The sequence below is a fragment of the Catenovulum adriaticum genome (assembly GCF_026725475.1).
Lineage (GTDB): Bacteria > Pseudomonadota > Gammaproteobacteria > Enterobacterales > Alteromonadaceae > Catenovulum > Catenovulum adriaticum.
The window spans coordinates 1731228-1749902 of sequence record NZ_CP109965.1 but is presented as its reverse complement, the minus strand read 5'-3'; the positions used below and the strand labels follow the sequence as shown (position 1 = coordinate 1749902).

Below are 18675 nucleotides of genomic sequence, written 5' to 3'. Positions count from 1 at the left end.
TTTTGGCAGGTTGGCAATTTTGGGTTGATAGAGGTGGTACGTTTACCGATATAGTGGCATTAACCCCTGATGGAAAGTTTAAAACACATAAATTATTATCCGTTAATCCGGCGCAATATCCAAACTCTGCAATTCAGGGAATCCGCGATGTTCTGGAGCTAAAAGCTTCTCACGCGATTCGTACTGAGATTATTGATAGTGTTAAAGTGGGCACAACGGTTGCTACCAATGCGTTATTAGAAAAAAAAGGCCAAAAAACAGCGCTACTTATCACAAAAGGGTTTAAAGACGCCCTGAACATTGCTAACCAAAACCGGCCTGATATTTTTGCACTTAATATAAAACGCTCTGAATTGTTATACCAAACCAGTATTGAAATAAATGAGCGAATATTAATTTCCGGCGAGGTGGAAACCGCGTTGGTTTTAAGTGAATTAGAAGCGCAATTAATTAAATTAAAACAGGCTGGTTATCAATCTATTGCCGTTGTTTTGATGCATGCGTGGAAAAATCCCAACCATGAATTACAAATAAAATCATTGGCTCAATCTTTAGGTTTTACGCAAATATCCCTGTCTCACCAAGCCAGTCAGACTATCAAGTTAATTCCGCGCGGAGACACTTGTGTAGCAGATGCCTACTTAAACCCAGTAATGCAAGAGTATGTTGGGCAAATCGCCAGTGTTTTGAGCGATGTGCCTTTATATTTTATGCAGTCTAATGGCGGACTTACACTTGCGTCAGAATTTTTCGGTAAAGATGCGATTTTGTCTGGCCCTGCGGGTGGCATAGTGGGCGCGGTTAAAGTGAGTCAGCAGGCTGGTTTTAACAAAATGATAGGCTTTGATATGGGTGGCACCTCTACAGATGTTAGTCATTTTCAAGGTGAATACGAGCGCAGCTATCACAGCGAAATAGCCGGAATTCGGTTAGCGACGCCAATGATGAAAATACATACGGTCGCTGCAGGTGGTGGTTCAGTTTGTTATTATCAAGATGGACGTTTTCAGGTGGGGCCTGAATCTGCTGGTGCTTTTCCCGGACCAGCAAGTTATCGCAATGGCGGTCCATTAACAGTCACTGACTGTAATCTTATTTTAGGCAAAATACAGCCAGATTTATTTCCTGCTGTGTTTGGCAAAAAAGCCAATCAAACATTAGACAAACAAGCGTCAATTGATGCAATTAAATTAATTCAAACCCAATTAAAACAAGACAATGTTGAATTAAGTTTAACTCAAATTGCGGCTGGTTTTATCGATATTGCAGTTGATAATATGGCAAATACAATCGCAAAAATATCCACCCAACGAGGTTACGATGTAAGCGAATATTGTTTAACTTCATTTGGCGGTGCGGGCGGCCAGCATGCCTGTTTGATTGCTGAAAAATTAGGCATGAAAAAAATATTAATCCATCCTTATGCCGGTGTATTATCTGCATTTGGAATTGGATTGGCTGAGCAAAGTAAAATGCAGGAAGTGAGCGTTCAGCTTAAGTTGAGCGCAGTTAATATTCAAAAATTGCCGGCGATATACCAAAAAGTCGCACAAGCTCAAATTGATTATTTATCAAAAATGAGCAAACAAGCGGGCACAATAAAAAATCAGATACTCGCTTTATTAAAATACCAAGGCGCTGAAGTTCGATTTGAGGTGGTGTTAAGCGATGTTGCGACTATGCAGCAAGCTTTTGAGTTACAACACCAGCAAGAATTTGGCTACATAGACGAGCAAACCGATATTTTGATAGACGCGGTTGTGGTAAAGCATAGCTTAAAAAATCCTCAATTTAATTCAGATAACACGGATACGCCTAAAATTGAGATAGAGGCGATGACATTACCTGTTTTGACTGATGAGGGCGGAGCGTTAATCAATTCAGTTCGCTGCTTTTTAAATGCGCAATACTCTGATGTGCCAGTTTACCAAAGCCAAGACCTGCTCAAACAAAGCATAAATGGCCCGGCTATTGTAATTGAAAAAACAGGCACCAATTTAATAGAGTCTGGTTGGCAAGCCAGTATTAATGAATTTAATATGCTGGAAATTGCTAAAGTGAGCGATACACCGGAATTTAAAAGCACTCAGGTGACAAATGAACAAGCTGAATGGGAGATTAACCCAATTCAACTTGAGATGTTTAACAACCAGTTTATGTCTATTGCAGAGCAAATGGGATTAACCTTAGCTAAAACAGCCCACTCAGTTAATATTCGTGAACGTTTAGACTTTTCATGTGCTATTTTTAACCAAAATGCAGAATTAATTGCCAACGCGCCACATGTACCAGTTCATTTAGGTTCAATGTCTCATTCTGTAAAATATATTGCTGAGACAGTTAGAAGTATGCAACCGGGCGATAGCTTTATTATTAATTCGCCTTATGCTGGCGGCACTCATTTGCCTGATTTAACTTTAGTGACGCCGGTGTTTTCGGACCCGAAAAACCATACAACACAACCCGATTTTTATTTAGCATCGCGTGCCCATCATGCTGATATTGGGGGCATTACGCCAGGGTCAATGCCTGCGAATAGCACGCATATTGAGCAAGAAGGGCTTATATTTCAAGGTGAAAAAATTGCTCAACAAAATCAGCTAAATATCGATTGGATTAAAAACTATTTCAGTCAAGGGCATTATCCAGCACGAAATATTAAACAAAACATTGCAGATTTAGCGGCGCAATTGGCGGCGAATCAAGCAGGTGTAAAAGCCCTGACTCAACTCGCCAATGCTCATGGGTTAACTTATATTATTCAAGTAATGGATGCCGTATTAGATAACGGTGAACAAGCCGTAATAAATGCACTTAAAACCTTAAGCAATGGTGAGTTTAAATTAACCATGGATAACAGTGCTCATATCCAAGTTAGCATTAAAATTGAGAATAACCGGGCTTTAATCGACTTTAGCCAAAGCTCAGCTCAACAAAATAATAATTTTAATGCGCCTAGGTCTATTACCGATGCCGCAGTGATTTATGTATTTCGTAGTTTGCTTAATAAAAATATCCCGTTAAATTCAGGGTGTATGAGGCCACTTGATGTGGTTGTTAAACGGGGAAGTTTATTGTCGCCTGAATATCCGGCGCCTGTAGTTGCAGGCAATGTTGAAGTATCGCAAGCTGTGGTAAGTTGTTTATTACAAGCGCTTGGTATTCAAGCTTGCAGCCAAACTACTATGAATAATCTTTCGTTTGGTAATCATGAGTATCAATATTATGAAACCTTAGCGGGTGGCAGCGGCGCTGGTGTTAACGAAGCCGGACCTTATGCTGGCACTGATGCGGTTCATACACATATGACAAATTCTCGTTTAACTGATCCTGAAATTTTGGAGCAGCGTTTTCCTGTGGTGTTACGCGCGTTTTCTATCCGATATGGCTCAGGGGGAGATGGTGAATTTAAAGGCGGAAATGGATTAATTCGAGAGATTGAATTTAAACAACCAATGCAGGTTAACCTACTGACAAACTCAAGGCTGATTGCACCCGCTGGATTAGCAGGGGGAGGACCAGCGCAACCCGGATTAAATATCCTGATAAAACAAAATGGACAGTCAAAATTACTGAGTTCAAGTTGCCAATTTGAAGTAGATGACGGTGATAAATTTAGAATAGAAACCCCCGGTGGCGGTGGCTATAAAAAGGCAGATAATGTCTGAATTTAGATGTAAACAGTTTTGTATAAAGCAAGATAAAGCGGCAATGAAAGTGGGCACTGATAGTTTAATATTAGGTGCTTGGAGCCAAATAGATAAGCTAATCGATTTGGTTGATAGTGACAAAAATCAGCCACTTAAAGATTATACCCTGTTAGATATTGGTTCAGGGACGGGTTTGTTAAGCTTAATGCTGGCACAAAAAACACAGCATGCTAAACATAGAAACGTTATTATTGATGCCATTGAATTAGATCCTAATGGTTTTTTACAAACGCAATCTAATAGCATGCAATCGCCTTGGGCAGATCGAATTAATTCACTAGAGCTAGATTTTTTTAATTTACCAGCAAGACAAGAATACGATTGGGCAATTGCAAACCCGCCATATTTTCAATCGGATAATTGTCAAAACCAGCAACGTCAGCTAGCTCGTCAATTGCAGGGCATTAGTTGGAACAGTTGGTTTAAACAATGCGCTAATGTAATAAAAGAAGAAGGGATATTAGAGCTTGTTATTCCAACTGATATCACAGAAACATTAATAACAGCAGCACAATTTAATGGGTTTATATTGCAAGCTCGTTTAGACATTAAAAGCACGCCCGTTAAGCCAGCAAAGCGCACTTGTTTACGGCTTAAAAAACGGCTTTATCCAACGCCAAATATTCAGGTTCAGCAACAAACGTTAGTTATTTATGATAGTCAAAATCAATACACACCGACATATAAAAAATTGCTAAAAGATTTTTACCTAAAATTTTAATCTATCTTCGTATTTTATCTGAGGCGAATATTTTTATTTATATTTTTGCAAAAGCTTAAGTTTCAATTATTAATTTGCGCAAGTTCAAATAAATAGGCTTAAGTTTTTTACTAAAAACCTTAATCTTTTCTTAAAGTTAAACTAACCTTAAACAATAATTTTTATTGTTTAATGGGGTGCTCAATATGGAAAAGACACAACAAAGCCAATCTGTGTTATTAGATAAAGTTGATAAGTTGATTGGTAATAAATTTGCGGCCGATCAAGCAAAGCTAATTAGACAGTTTGCTGAATTAATCTATCGTGATATTGCTTCTGAAGATTTAGTTAACCGAAATGATAGTGATTTATATGGCGCAGTGATTAGTTTGTGGCAAACGCTAGTGAATGCCCACCCAGACAAAACTGATAAAACATCAGAGCCAGAGCCTCAAATAAGAGTATTTAATCCAGAGTTAAGTCAACATGGTTGGCAAAGCAATCATACAATTGTTGAAATTGTCACTAAAGACCAGCCATTTTTAGTTGATTCTATCCGTATGGCCTTAAACCGTTTAGGCTTAACAGCGCATTGGTTATTGTATCAATCTGTTGTGGTAAAGCGAGATACGAATAAACAAATCACTCAGCTTAACCCATCTCGCAAACAAGGCGATATTACTGAATACACCATTTTTTCAATAGAGATTGACAGACAGTCAGACCAAGAAGTGTTAGCAAAAGTAGAGCAGCAAATTGCACATGTTATTAGTCAAGTTGATTTGGCTGTCACAGATTGGCAAGACATGGTTAAACAATGCGATAAGGTCATTAAAGAAGTAAAAACTTTACCTGACTCGGTGGTGGATAAAACCCAAAAAACCGAAGCATTAGCTTACCTAAATTGGTTAATAGATAATAAATTTACATTTCTAGGATACAGAAAATATAGCTTAAATGCGGTAAAAGGGGGTTATCAATTGGCCCGGTGTTCAGAGACTAACCTGGGCTTAATGAAAAACGAAAAAGGGGTAACTAAACGCTTTTTGTCCAGCTTACCGGCCAGCGCAAAAGCTGAAGCTTTAAGTAAAAACTTAATGATTTTAACCAAAACGAATGCACAGTCACACGTGCATCGTTCATCGCATTTAGATTATATTGGCATTAAACAATTTAATGACGATGGCAAAGTGATTGGTGAACATAGGTTTATTGGCTTGTATTCATCAGATTTTTATAACGACAGCGCGTTTGACATACCACTAATTAAAGACAAAGTTGCGCGGGTTTTAGAGCAAACTGGTTTTCAAAAAAATTCACATTCATACAAAGCCGTACTTAATATTTTGGAAACTTACCCAAGAGAAGAAATATTACACGCCCGCGAATCTGAAATTAAACAAATAGCGCTTGGCGTCATGCAAATGCAAGAGCGTGGTATTTCGCGTTTATTTGTGCGAAAAGATATTTTTGGCCGTTATTTTTCTTGTATGGCTTATGTACCTCGCGATCGTTACACCACAAAATTACGAATTGAAACCCAACATTTATTACAACAGTATTTTAATTCAAAACAAGCGGTTGAGTTTTATACTTACTTATCAGAATCCCCGCTGGCTCGTACGCACTATATGGTTAGGGTTGAAGATAACGAATTTGATATTAATGAATTTGATCTACAAACCAATATGATTGAGCTAACGAAAACGTGGGAAGATAAATTAGAACGAAGTTTATTATCCCAATATGGAGAAGAAAAAGGCAAATCAATATCTCGTAAATACGAACATGCTTTTTCTCGTAGTTATAAAGAAAATGAGTTGCCAAACACGGCATTGGTCGATATTGAAAAACTTGAAGATTTAAAAGAATCTATGCCGTTAGGAATGATTCTGTACCGTCCTCAAGAAGCAGAAAAATCGAGCAACCTGATACGGTTAAAATTATTTCATAGAGACACCCCTATTTATTTATCTGACGTGCTCCCCATGCTCGAAAACTTTGGTCTGCGAGTGATCGATGAGCGACCTTATAAAATTGCGACTCAGCAAGGTCAGGTAAATTGGATTTTAGATTTTTCCATGTCCATTCAGGCTGAACATTACTCAGATTTTAATGTGACGCGTGAGTTGTTTCAGCGGGCATTTTATAAAGTGTGGAGCGGGCAACTCGAAGATGATGGCTTTAACCGATTAGTTTTACAAGCTGGTATTTCAGGGCGCGATATTTCAATTTTAAGAGCTTATGCCAAATATATGCGTCAAATAGGTAGTAGCTTTAGTCAAAGTTATATCGAAAACACTTTTTTTAGTTATCCTGATATAGCAAAACAACTTATTGAATTATTTAGTTTAAGATTCTCGCCAAAAGGCTCTGCTTTTAGTCAAGAAAGCCAAGACAAACTGCTTGATAAAATCCATTCAGCGTTGGAGTCGGTCGCAAATTTAGATGATGATCGGATTATCCGTCGCTATGTAGATATGATTTTAGCCAGTTTACGAACTAATTTTTATCAATTAGAAAACAAAGAACCTAAAGATTATATCTCGATTAAATTAGTGCCTGGCGAAATTCCAGATATTCCTAAGCCTATTCCAAAATTTGAAATTTTTGTTTATTCACCGCAAATTGAAGGTGTGCATTTGCGAGGTGGTAAGGTCGCGCGTGGAGGCTTACGCTGGTCAGACAGACGAGAAGATTTTAGAACAGAGGTATTAGGGCTGGTTAAAGCACAACAAGTTAAAAACACGGTTATTGTGCCTGTTGGCGCTAAAGGTGGTTTTGTTTGTAAACAAATTGATAAATCAAAAACTCGAGCTGAATTTATTGAACAAGGCAAACTTTGCTATAGAACTTTTATTCGTGCGTTGCTTGATATAACCGATAACATTGAACGGGGCGAGCTTGTACACCCAAAAAACGTGGTTCGTCACGATGATGCAGACCCTTACTTAGTGGTCGCCGCTGACAAAGGAACCGCTACGTTTTCGGATATCGCAAATGAAATATCAGAAGAATACAACTTTTGGTTAGCGGATGGTTTTGCCTCTGGTGGTAGCGTTGGATACGATCATAAAAAAATGGGCATTACTGCCAGAGGGGCTTGGGAATCGGTTAAACGTCATTTTAGAGAATTAGGTATTAATTGCCAAACAACAGATTTTACCTGTGTTGGGGTGGGTGATATGGCGGGCGATGTGTTTGGCAATGGTATGTTGTTATCCAAACATATTTGTTTACAGGCCGCTTTTAATCACTTACATATTTTTATTGATCCGACGCCTGATCCTGCAAAAAGTTATAAAGAACGTGAACGTTTGTTTAAAGCGGGTTCAGGCTGGAATGAATATAATCAAAAATTAATTAGCGCAGGCGGGGGCGTTTTTGAGCGTAGTGCTAAATCAATTAAATTAACACCCGAAATGAAAAGCATGCTAAATACCGATAAAAGTAGTTTAGCGCCAAATGAGTTAATTCATTTAATTTTACAAATGCAAGCCGATTTATTTTGGAATGGCGGCATTGGTACTTACATTAAGTCAAGTAAAGAAAGCCACAGTGATGTCGGAGATAGAGCAAATGATGTGCTACGGGTCGATGGACGTCAGATAAACTTTAAAGTGGTTGGTGAAGGCGGTAATTTAGGTTGTACTCAATTGGGGCGAATTGAAGCCGCTAAAAAAGGTGTATTAATTAATACCGACTTTATTGATAACGTTGGTGGGGTCGACTGTTCTGATAAAGAAGTTAATATTAAAATTTTACTCAATGGTCTGGTTGCCGATGGGGAGCTAACCATGAAAAAACGTAATCAACTGCTTTATCAAATGACAGACGAGGTGGCACAAATTGTATTAAACGATTGTTATCGACAAACGCATTCGTTATCGGTCACCGAACTTAATATTGCTGCTCAACTGCGTGAACAAATTCGATTTTTACAAGGGTTAGAAAAAGAAGGTGAACTTGACCGAGAACTCGAGTTTTTGCCCAGTGAAGATGAACTGTCTGAGCGTTTAGCCGCAGGGAAAGGGTTAACTCGGCCAGAATTATCTGTCTTGTTAGCCTATGGTAAAATGGTGCTAAAAGAAAAACTCAACACCCCTGACATTACTGAAAATCCTTTTTTATCTGAAAACTTAGTTGCTTACTTTCCCAAAGTTTTACAGCAAGATTATGCTAAGGCCATGCAATCTCATCCATTACGAGCTGAAATTATCGCGACTCAAATTGCTAATCAATTAGTGAACGATATGGGGATGAATTTTGTTTATCGAATGACCGAAGAAACGGGGGCTAGCATCGCAGAAGTGGCAATTTGCTATACGTTAGCTAACCAAATATTTTCGATGAATGAGCTTTGGATTAGTATTGCAAACTGGGACAATAAAGTAGCATCCAGCATTCAATCAGAAGCTTTATTCCAGCTTAGAAGAACCGTTAGGCGTGCAACACGCTGGTTTTTACGTCATCGGATTAAATCCTTATCAATTAAAGAAACGATTAAGTTTTATCAACCCGTATTTGCTGAAATGAGCGAGAATTTAGATAAATACCTAGTTGAAGAAGAGCACAATAAATTACTTAAATCGGCAGAAAAATTAACCAAAGCCGGGGTGGATAAAGCTTTTGCCAAAAAGTTATCTTATATCAGCACACTGTTTTCTGTTATGGACATTGCACAAGTTGCTGACGAAACGGAAAAACCACTGAATTTGGTTGCCAATGTTTATTACAAACTGGGAGCACAAATGGATTTACATTGGTTTTTAGAGCAAATAAACAAGCAACCTGTTGCTAATCATTGGCAAGCTTTAGCTCGTGCTGCATTTCGGGAAGAATCAGACTGGCAGCAAAGAGCCTTGGCTTCAGTTGTGCTTCGCAACTGCGATAATAATTGTCAGTCAGATGAAATATTAGCCAAATGGAGCGAAGACAATGAAGATGCTTTAGATAGATGGCGTCATATGTTGGCCGATTTTAGAGCTTCGCAAAGTCATGAATTTGCAAAATTTTCAGTTGCGTTAAGGGAATTGATGCTGTTAAGCCATCATTGCGATACAATGCAATAAAATTTAAGTTGATGGAATTAAAATGTATCAGTTATTGCGCTCTTTTTTATTTACCCAAGATGCCGAATGGTCACATGATGTGACCATCAATAGCCTTAAAAAAACCGGTGGTACTGGATTTGATTGTTTATATAAGCAAAGTATACCAAACAAACCAGTTGAGCTTTTTGGGCTAACTTTTCCAAATCCAGTCGGTTTGGCGGCTGGATTAGATAAAAATGGTGAATGTATTGATGCATTCGCGGCAATGGGATTTGGATTTATTGAAGTTGGTACGGTCACGCCAAGACCTCAACCCGGTAATGACAAACCCCGGATGTTCAGATTGCCGCCCGCTCAAGCCATTATTAATCGCATGGGGTTTAATAATAAAGGCGTCGATTATTTAGTTGAACAAGTAAAAGCCGCTAAGTACGATGGCATTTTGGGGATTAATATAGGCAAAAACAAAGACACTCCCAATGAAGAAGGTAAAAATGATTACCTGGTTTGCTTAGAAAAAGTGTATCAATATGCCAGTTACGTAACGGTCAATATATCGTCACCTAATACACCTGGGTTACGTAGTTTGCAATATGGTGAAGCATTAGATGATTTACTTGGCGCAATTAAACAAAAACAGTTAGAGCTTGAAAAAAAGTTTGCTAAGTATGTGCCAGTATTAGTGAAAATTGCACCTGATATGAGCGAAGAAGAAGTTACTCAAGTTGCTGAAAGCTTGATTAAAAATGAAATCGATGGGGTGATTGCAACGAATACCACGCTGAATCGAGATAAAGTTGCCCATTTGCCACATGGTAATGAAGCGGGCGGTTTAAGCGGTATGCCTGTTCGTCATTCTAGTACTGAAATTATCCGTATGTTACATCAAGCATTAGATGGTAAACTGCCAGTCATTGGGGTTGGCGGAATAAATTCGGCTCAGGCGGCGCAAGAAAAAATGGATGCGGGCGCTCAATTAGTACAAATTTACACTGGATTTATTTATCGCGGTCCAAAATTAATCAAAGAAATTTCAGAAGAGCTTGAAATATAGTGCTTTTTTTGTCATCTTGTCAGATCTCAAGATAACGACTTAAATTAAGCAATTGTTTAACTCAAACGAATTGAGTTTTAAATTGTTTAGCTGAGTATAAAAAGTTAACGATAAGTATAAAAAGGGCTAGTAAAATAAAATGCTACAAGCTAAAGCCGATTGGTATTGGTATTTTGATGAACAAACTCAAACTCTGCGTTTAAATATGTCAGATTTTGTTTTTGAATCTGCTTGTAAAGCAAAAAAGCTAAAGCCAGACGCTAAAATAACTCGCCCTTTTAGCATTGAAGACAATCAAGTTTATTGTGATTATTATCATATGGTTATCCAACAGCTTGACGTTTCAGAAGCCATGGCTGTGCAAATAGCGTTAAACGCGGTTGCGCAGCAATGTTATACTTTAGAAGAGCAGCCCAAGAGTTGGTTTTTTATTACTCAAAAACAGATAAAACGTGATTTATTTGAACAAGTCGTTTTGATTCAAAGCCCATTAGAAACGGGTATATTTTTAATACTTGAAACGCTAAATGATTGCGCAAAAGTGATGTTATTAAGTCAACATATGCAATTAACTGAAACCAAGCAACTGAAACAGTTTGAAGCAATAAAAGTGATGACAAATCGTTTTGCGCCTTTAGTACCTCAATCTTCCCCCCGGCATTATCAAAATAGAGCTTAATCCTGCTTTCTCTTTGTTATACTCTACGTCAAAGAATCATCTCTAAGATAAACACAACCAAAAATTAAGTTACAAAATGAATCAATTTGAATTAGAAACTTATTTAAACCAGTTATTAAAACCGGAAAAAATTCGGGACTTTTGCCCCAACGGGTTACAAATCCAAGGAACTGAACATATTAATAAAATAGTGACAGGGGTCACTGCAACGCAATTATTGATTGATCAAGCCATTGAAAAAAAAGTGGATGCTTTATTTGTGCACCATGGTTTTTTTTGGAAAAACGAAAATCCCGTGATTAAAGGGATGAAACAAAAACGGATTAAAGCATTATTAGCTCATGATATTAATTTATATGCTTACCATTTACCGCTTGATATTCATCCCAGCTTGGGTAATAACGCTCAGCTTGCTAAATTGCTGGATATTGAGGTGACTGCTGGGTTAGATATCAATAATCCGACCAGTGTGGCAATGCAAGGCAAGTTGCATCAATCAATGAGCTTATCCGCTTTTAGTCAATTACTTGAACAAAAACTTGAGCGTAAACCTTTAGTGGAAGCCGGTGGCGATTTTGAGATAAAAACCGTTGCTTGGTGTACAGGAGGGGGGCAATCTTTTATTGAACAAGCGGCTGCGCAAAATATCGATCTATTTATTACCGGTGAAGTCAGCGAGCAAACCATTCATACGGCCCGGGAAATGGGTATTCATTTTATTGCAGCTGGCCATCATGCAACCGAGCGTTATGGCGCAAAAGCGGTTGGGGAGCACCTAGCATCGCAATTTGATTTTGACGTTGAATTTATTGATATTGATAATCCAGCATAATTCAATTTTAGCTTAAACTTAACCTGTTAACTGAGTCAGTTATGTCATTTAATGAAAAAAGCCATGTTAATTTATTATGGCGAGATTGGCTAAAACAAGCCGAAAAAAAACCTTTAGATCGTTGGTTGAAAACATGGTTTAAGCAAAATCGCCATTTATCACGCTCACAAAAATTAGACTTAAGTCAGGCCATGTTTGCTGCAATGCGTTTTTTGCAAACCGCGAGTTTTTTAGACGCTCATTTTGAAAATATACAGTCAGAAACTGACGTTGAAACTTGGGATAAACACTGGCAAATAGCAGACTTAGCCGATTTATCGTCATCACGCTTTTGGCAGTGGGTTAACTTGTTACTTGAATATCATCAGCTTGAACAGCCTGATTGTTTGCTTAATTTGCAAAACCAAACTTATGATGAACTCAAAACTTGGTTTGAGCAGCAAGTTGGCAAACTGGCAAAAGAGCCAGCTGCTAAAGCCATGCTTTATGGCATTCGTCCACAATGGCAGCCATTATTAACTCAAAGAAGCATTTTAAATCAGTGGAATGATGCTGAATATCAGCAGTTTATTGCTAAGCAGCTTGTTTCGCCCCCTTTGTGGCTACGGTTAACGCAAGCTTCGCAAGATAAAATGGGTGACACGGTTAAACGGTTATCTGAGGCATTAAATAAGCAAGGCGTTGATGCCCAATTAACGGAGCAGGGCCTTTGCATTAACGGTGGTCAGGATATTACGCTGACAGAAAATTACAAACAAGGTGAGTTTGAAATACAGGATTTAGCCAGCCAGCAAATTGCCGAAGCGGTTCAAGTTAAACCTGGACAAAAAATTTGGGATACTTGTGCCGGTGCAGGTGGGAAAAGTTTAGCCATAGCTGCAAAAATGAAAAATAAAGGCTGTGTTGTTGCTACTGATTTGCATGAATATAAACTAGCTGAAGTAAAAAAGCGTGCTAAGCGCGCTGGTTATTTTAATATTAGAACCTTTGCCTGGAACGGTGAAAAACCCCTAAAACTCCCTAAAGAAGCTGCACAACAAAAAGGTTTTGATTGGGTACTTATTGACGCGCCTTGTACTTCAGCGGGTACGTGGCGCCGCAATCCGGATGCTAAATGGCGTTTTAATGAATCTGATACCCAGCAACAGCTTGCTATTCAGCAGCAAATTTTAAATCAAGCGCATTACGCGGTGCGTGCGGGTGGTTGCTTAGTTTATGCGACTTGTAGCTGGCAAGTTAGCGAAAACGAAGCACAAGTGGCTGACTTTTTAGCTAAAAATAAACAGTTTTCGTTAATTAAACAACAGCTGCTAGGCGCGCCTTATCAAAACTCAGATACTATGTTTGTTGCGGTAATGCAAAAAGCCTAAGCCAAAAATTTAATTATCTTGTAGCAATCAACTAAAGACATGGTTATTTAAATTATTTTTGAATAACCATGCCCAATTTGAGATTCGTTGAGATTAATTATGATGATGGTGAATTAAATACGTCTTTATCAAGCGCTTTTTCTGACTTTGCCACAGCGCATGTCACCATGGCATCACCCGTTACATTCACGGCCGTACGTGTCATATCTAATAAACGATCGACCCCTAAAATTAAGGCAATGCCTTCAACCGGTAATCCCACTTGCTGAAAAACCATCGCGAGCATAATTAAGCCAACCCCAGGCACACCGGCTGTACCAATTGATGCTAAGGTGGCGGTGAGTAATACCGCTAAATAGTCAGCCATGCTCAAATCAATGGCGTAAACTTGGGCGATAAATACCGTTGCCACGCCTTGCATTATAGCAGTGCCATCCATATTAATAGTTGCACCTAGCGGTACCGTAAATGAAGCAATCGAATTATCGGCACCCATTTTTTTAGTGACGGTATTGAGTGTGACGGGCATAGTGGCGTTACTGCTAGAAGTGCTAAAAGCAAATAAGGCTGTGGCTTTCATTTTGGTTAAAAATTGAACCGGATTTAGACCTGTTAACAATTTAAATAAAATAGGGTAAGTAACAAAGGCATGAATAAGTAAAACAGCAACTAAGGTGAAAAAATATTTACCGAGTTTTAGCACCTCAGACAATTCCAAAAAGGCAAATAATTTTGCCAGCAGACAAAATACCCCATAGGGGGCTAAATTCATCAAAATAGTTACCATTTTTAATACAACTTGGTTTAAGTCGTTAAAAACTAGGCTTAACTTTTTACCCGCATCTCCGGCCATTGCCATTGAAATACCAAATAAAATCGAGAAAACAATGATTTGTAGCATATTGCCCGTTGCCATTGCTTGAATTGGATTTGAAGGGAACATGCCAATAATCACCTCAGCAAAGGTAGGTGCCGTTGCGGCCTCAAACTCTGCGTCTGTGGTTAAAGCCGCGCCTTCGCCCGGCGAGATAAAATTAGCAATAGTTAACGCCAGCGTAATCGCAATGGCTGTTGTTAGTAGATACAAAATAACCGATTTTAATCCAAGCCGACCAATTTTGGCTGAATCATTAAGAGAGCAAGTGCCGCAAACTAAAGAAACAAAGACCAAAGGCACAACTAGCATTTTTAAACTGGTAACAAAAATTTCTCCGCCAATATGAAATAAGCCTTCAATAAAAAAGGATTTTACGGATAATTCAAACAAGCCTAAATTAATTAAGGTATCGGTTTGCTCAGATACCCATAAACTAAAAAAGCGTCCTACTAACACGCCTAAAACCATACCAATTAAAATACGGAGCGTTAAATTCGATTTACTGTCTGACACGCCAGTTCCCCATTGTTGTCTATTTTTTGTTATTTCCAATTTTCCACTGTGACATGAAATAAAATTGGGCTAAGATTAGATTATTCGACAGAATACAACAATTTATAAACTAAGACCATGGAGTGCAAAATGCTAAAGCTGTTTCGCTATTGGCTGTTCGTTGTGATTTCACTAACCTTAACCGCTTGTGGCGGTGGTGGCTCGCTAGAAAACGGAGATACAGATGAAAATGCTGATAATTCAATTTATAAGATCACAATTACGGCAATAGATTCGCAAGGGGAAGAATCACATATTACATCGCAAAGTAACCCACTGACTGTCTTAGCTACATTAACGAAAGATGGTGAACCCGCAGCCAATAAAATTATTACATTTAGCACGCCCGTTGGTATTTTAGAGCCCAGCACAGGTAACCGGCTAACAGGTTCAGATGGGGTCGCTGAAATTAAGTTAAAACCGGGCAATCAGGCTAATTCAGGCACTTTAACCGCAACTTTTAGCACTGATGATGAGGATATTACCGAAAGTTATCCAGTAGAAAGCCTAGGCGATGGAGAAGATGATGATCCAACAGGCTCAGGCTTTTCAATTAGCGCACAAAGTTATATTTGTGATGACAGTAGCTTAAGTTTAGTGTCTGAAATTGAACAATGTACTCAAAGTTCCGAAATCAACCAAGCTAGCCCGTTATATTTTGTAGTGACTGTTGAATCAACAGCAAACCAGCAGCCAGTAGCAAATAAACTGATTACAGCATCTGCAGGGACAGGTAAATTATTGCCTGAAAATGGCAATGCTATCTCGAATGATGACGGTAAAGCTATTTTTAGAATTTATAGCAATGGTGCAACCGGCGCTGATGAAATTATCATTAATTATGATACGGCTTCAGAAAGTTTTGTTTATCAGGTCAATACTACAACAGTCACCCCCACACATGGTTATCAGCTTGCAGCTCAATTAGTTGATGTCAATGGAAATGAAATAAATCAAATATCAGAGGATCAGCCTGGCATTATTAAAGTTACTTTGACTAATCAACAAAGTGCGGTTGCAAATAATTTAATTAATGTGTCGACTTCATTAGGGTCTCTTAACCCCAGTTCAGGCGATATTGTAACCGATGCCCAAGGTGAAGCGAGTTTAACTTTAGGTGCCGGGCAAGTTGAAAGTGCAGGCACAGTCAGTATTAGTACCCAAGTTTTAGATGGTATCAATACAATAGATTTATCTGAGTCTATTGTATTCTCAAGTGCCGGAGATGCACAAAGTGAAGTTTCAACCAGTCAAAGCTTAAATTTGAATTTATATGAATCAGATGGAGTCACAACAACATTTAATATTAGTCAAAGTAACCCTGGTATTTTAGAGGCAACCTTATTAGATGAAAATGGCGATCCTCTAGAAAATAAAGTGGTTACCTATAGTGCGACTATCGGTGAAATTTTCCCAAGTATAGGCACAGCCTTAACGGATGAAAATGGGCAGGCTTATGTTGATATCAGTGCCGGAACAGTCAAAGGCGCTGGTACAGTTACAGTGAATTACAATAATGTAACTGATACATTATCATTTACCTCTGAAGGTGATGATAATTTAGCTGAAGAAGAATATGACATCGCGGTTAATTTTTATGATTGTGATAATAATGCCAATGCGGCATTTGACATTGCCAATTGCTCTGAAGTGGATGTTAGCTCCGTACCCGAAGATGGTGTTGCCCAGCTTAAAATAACTCGGGCTGGCAGTTCCACCCCGATTCAAAATAAACTCATTAGTGCGAGCGTTGATTTTGGTAGCTTAAGTCCGAGTACAGGGCGTGTAATAACAGATGAAAATGGTCTTGCGTATGTGACTTTATTTGCAGGTAATGAAAGTGGCGCACGAACATTAACAGTTAACGCTAATAACTCTAGTAAGTCTGTTGATTTTTCAATTATTTCACCTGTTATATTAATGGGTAATAATGTTTCAGGTGACTTTGAAAATGAAGTCATAGCCAATAATTTAAATGGTGCTTTAGCTATTGGCAATACCGCAGTTTTAACTATAGATTTAGTGAATCAAAGTGACTTATCTATATATGATAAACCAGTGGTGATTAACTTAAATTCGACTTGTGTCGAAGCTGGCACCGCTTTTATTGATGCCAGTGTTACGGCTATTAATGGTCGGGCTACCGCGATTTATCGCTCTGATAGTTGTAAAGGCAGTGATGTTATTACAGCTGAAGCGACTGTTGGCAGTACAACATTAAATGCATCAACAACCATTAGCTTAGCTCAGGCAGATGCATCTTATATTAAATTTATTGAAGCTTCTATTGACGGTGATACCGAAGCCTTTAGATTAAGTTATCCGGGTACAGGTTTAGCTTCTCAAGCTGACTTAGTGTTTCAAGTATTAGGGAATGATAATAACCCGTTAGCCAATCAAGAAGTGGTTTTTTCTGTCACAGCAGAAGGCGCAGGGATAGAAGTGACACCAGAACAAGCCAGATCTGACTCTGAAGGTAAAGTCTATATTAAAGCTAAAGCCGGTAGAGCACCAACGCCACTGGTGGTGTTAGCTGAATTAGTGGATGAAAACGGGGATTCTTATAGTCCTAAAATTCAAGCGGTTTCGCGTCGTTTGGCTGTTTCAACAGGGCTAGCAGACCAGAATAGTGTTTCTTTATCTGTTGAAACTCTAAATATTGAAACTTGGTCAAATGATGGTGAAGAAAACCCTGTTACGATACGTTTAGCTGATCATTTTAATAACCCGGTCCCAGATGGCACTGCTATTAGCTTTATTACGCATGGGGGGGAAATAGAGCCTAATTGTTTGACTGATAATGGTGCATGTTCTGTTATTTGGACTGGCCAAAATGAAAGGCCAACAGGAAATAATCTTAACGACGGCATGTGTGATGTGGGCAATGATAATGATCCGGCTAATGATGTACCAGCTCAAGGCGTTCCTTGCTATGACAGTGTAAACCTACAGCCCTTACCATTGACTCGTCCGCGTAGTGGGCGTGCCAATATATTAGCTTACGCGGTAGGGGAAGAAAGTTTTGTTGATTCAAATGGTAATGGATATTATGACTCAAATGAAACTTTTGCTGATTTATCCGAAGCTTTTTTAGATCATAATGAAGATAATCAATTTTGTGGTCGTTTAGCAGATGGAACCGCCGCGCCGGGTGCTTTACCTGTGGGTGATTCAAGCTGTTTAGCCGGTGGTGACCATGAAGAGCCAGTAGATTTTAATAAAGATTTTACTTATAACCGCGGTAATAATTTATTTGATGGTATTTTGTGTGAGAATGATAACAACTGTACCCGAAACTTTGTTCACGTGAGAGACAGCAGTGTTATTGTTATGTCTGGAAGTGAGGCTTATTTTAATGTCAGAGATAGCGCTGGAAATTCAGTTACATTGGTTGATTTAACAACCGCTTCAGGTCAGCCAGCAGTCTCCTTTACTGCTTATATCACGGATATTAACAATAACCCTATGCCAGCAGGCACGACAGTGAGCTTATCAATTGATAATGGCGAAATATCTGGCCCTTCCAGCTATGATTACCCTAATACTGCCACACCAATTCCTCAAGGTTTTAGCTTTACCTTAAAACAAGAAAGCGAGCCAAATGGGACGAGTTCAGGTATTGGTACTATCACAGTGACATCACCTTTAGGTGTGGTTTCTAGTTATCAATTTTCAATTGTCGATGATGGCTAAAAACAAAAATACTTAAGCGTAATAGTTAAAGTTAATAAATAAGCTAAAAGAGCCAGTTTTACTGGCTCTTTTTGTATATCCGCTGAAATATATAAGCAACAGTCTTTAAAATAAATTTCAAGCCTTGCCCTTTTAAAATCAAAAAAAGCCACTA

9 protein-coding genes are annotated in these 18675 nt (G+C 38.6%); 8 read left to right on the top strand and 1 reads right to left on the bottom strand.

Annotated features, from left to right (window positions below):
* The first annotated feature begins 2 nt into the window (after positions 1–2).
* The 7 genes from OLW01_RS07725 to OLW01_RS07695 all read left to right on the top strand — a co-directional run bounded on the left by OLW01_RS07725 (position 3) and on the right by OLW01_RS07695 (position 13399).
* Entirely contained in the window at positions 3–3668 is a 3666-nt protein-coding gene (locus OLW01_RS07725) for a hydantoinase B/oxoprolinase family protein (protein ID WP_268073245.1), read from the top strand.
* Positions 3661–4431, top strand: a complete 771-nt coding sequence (locus OLW01_RS07720) for a tRNA1(Val) (adenine(37)-N6)-methyltransferase (protein ID WP_268073243.1) — start codon at positions 3661–3663, stop codon at positions 4429–4431. The genes OLW01_RS07725 and OLW01_RS07720 overlap by 8 nt, the downstream gene beginning before the upstream one ends.
* A gap of 185 nt (positions 4432–4616) precedes the next feature.
* A complete protein-coding gene (locus OLW01_RS07715; protein WP_268073242.1) occupies positions 4617–9482 on the top strand; it encodes an NAD-glutamate dehydrogenase in 4866 nt (1621 codons plus the stop codon).
* Positions 9483–9504: 22 nt separating this feature from the next.
* Complete coding sequence (pyrD, locus tag OLW01_RS07710) at positions 9505–10518, top strand: quinone-dependent dihydroorotate dehydrogenase (protein ID WP_268073241.1); 1014 nt, start codon at positions 9505–9507, stop codon at positions 10516–10518.
* A gap of 139 nt (positions 10519–10657) precedes the next feature.
* Positions 10658–11197, top strand: coding sequence for a cell division protein ZapC domain-containing protein (locus tag OLW01_RS07705; RefSeq protein WP_268073240.1), 540 nt, complete (start codon positions 10658–10660; stop codon positions 11195–11197).
* A 76-nt stretch (positions 11198–11273) separates the two neighbouring features.
* Entirely contained in the window at positions 11274–12029 is a 756-nt protein-coding gene (locus OLW01_RS07700) for a Nif3-like dinuclear metal center hexameric protein (RefSeq protein WP_268073238.1), read from the top strand.
* A gap of 41 nt (positions 12030–12070) precedes the next feature.
* Positions 12071–13399 (top strand): RsmB/NOP family class I SAM-dependent RNA methyltransferase, encoded by a 1329-nt coding sequence (locus OLW01_RS07695; protein ID WP_268073237.1) that lies wholly within the window; start codon positions 12071–12073, stop codon positions 13397–13399.
* A 97-nt stretch (positions 13400–13496) separates the two neighbouring features.
* Here the strand turns inward: OLW01_RS07695 and OLW01_RS07690 are convergent, their stop codons facing one another.
* Positions 13497–14828, bottom strand: coding sequence for a dicarboxylate/amino acid:cation symporter (locus OLW01_RS07690; RefSeq protein WP_428980154.1), 1332 nt, complete (start codon positions 14826–14828; stop codon positions 13497–13499).
* A gap of 90 nt (positions 14829–14918) precedes the next feature.
* Here OLW01_RS07690 and OLW01_RS07685 point away from each other — a divergent pair, with 90 nt between their 5' ends.
* Positions 14919–18521, top strand: a complete 3603-nt coding sequence (locus OLW01_RS07685) for an Ig-like domain-containing protein (protein ID WP_268073236.1) — start codon at positions 14919–14921, stop codon at positions 18519–18521.
* Positions 18522–18675: the final 154 nt, after the last annotated feature.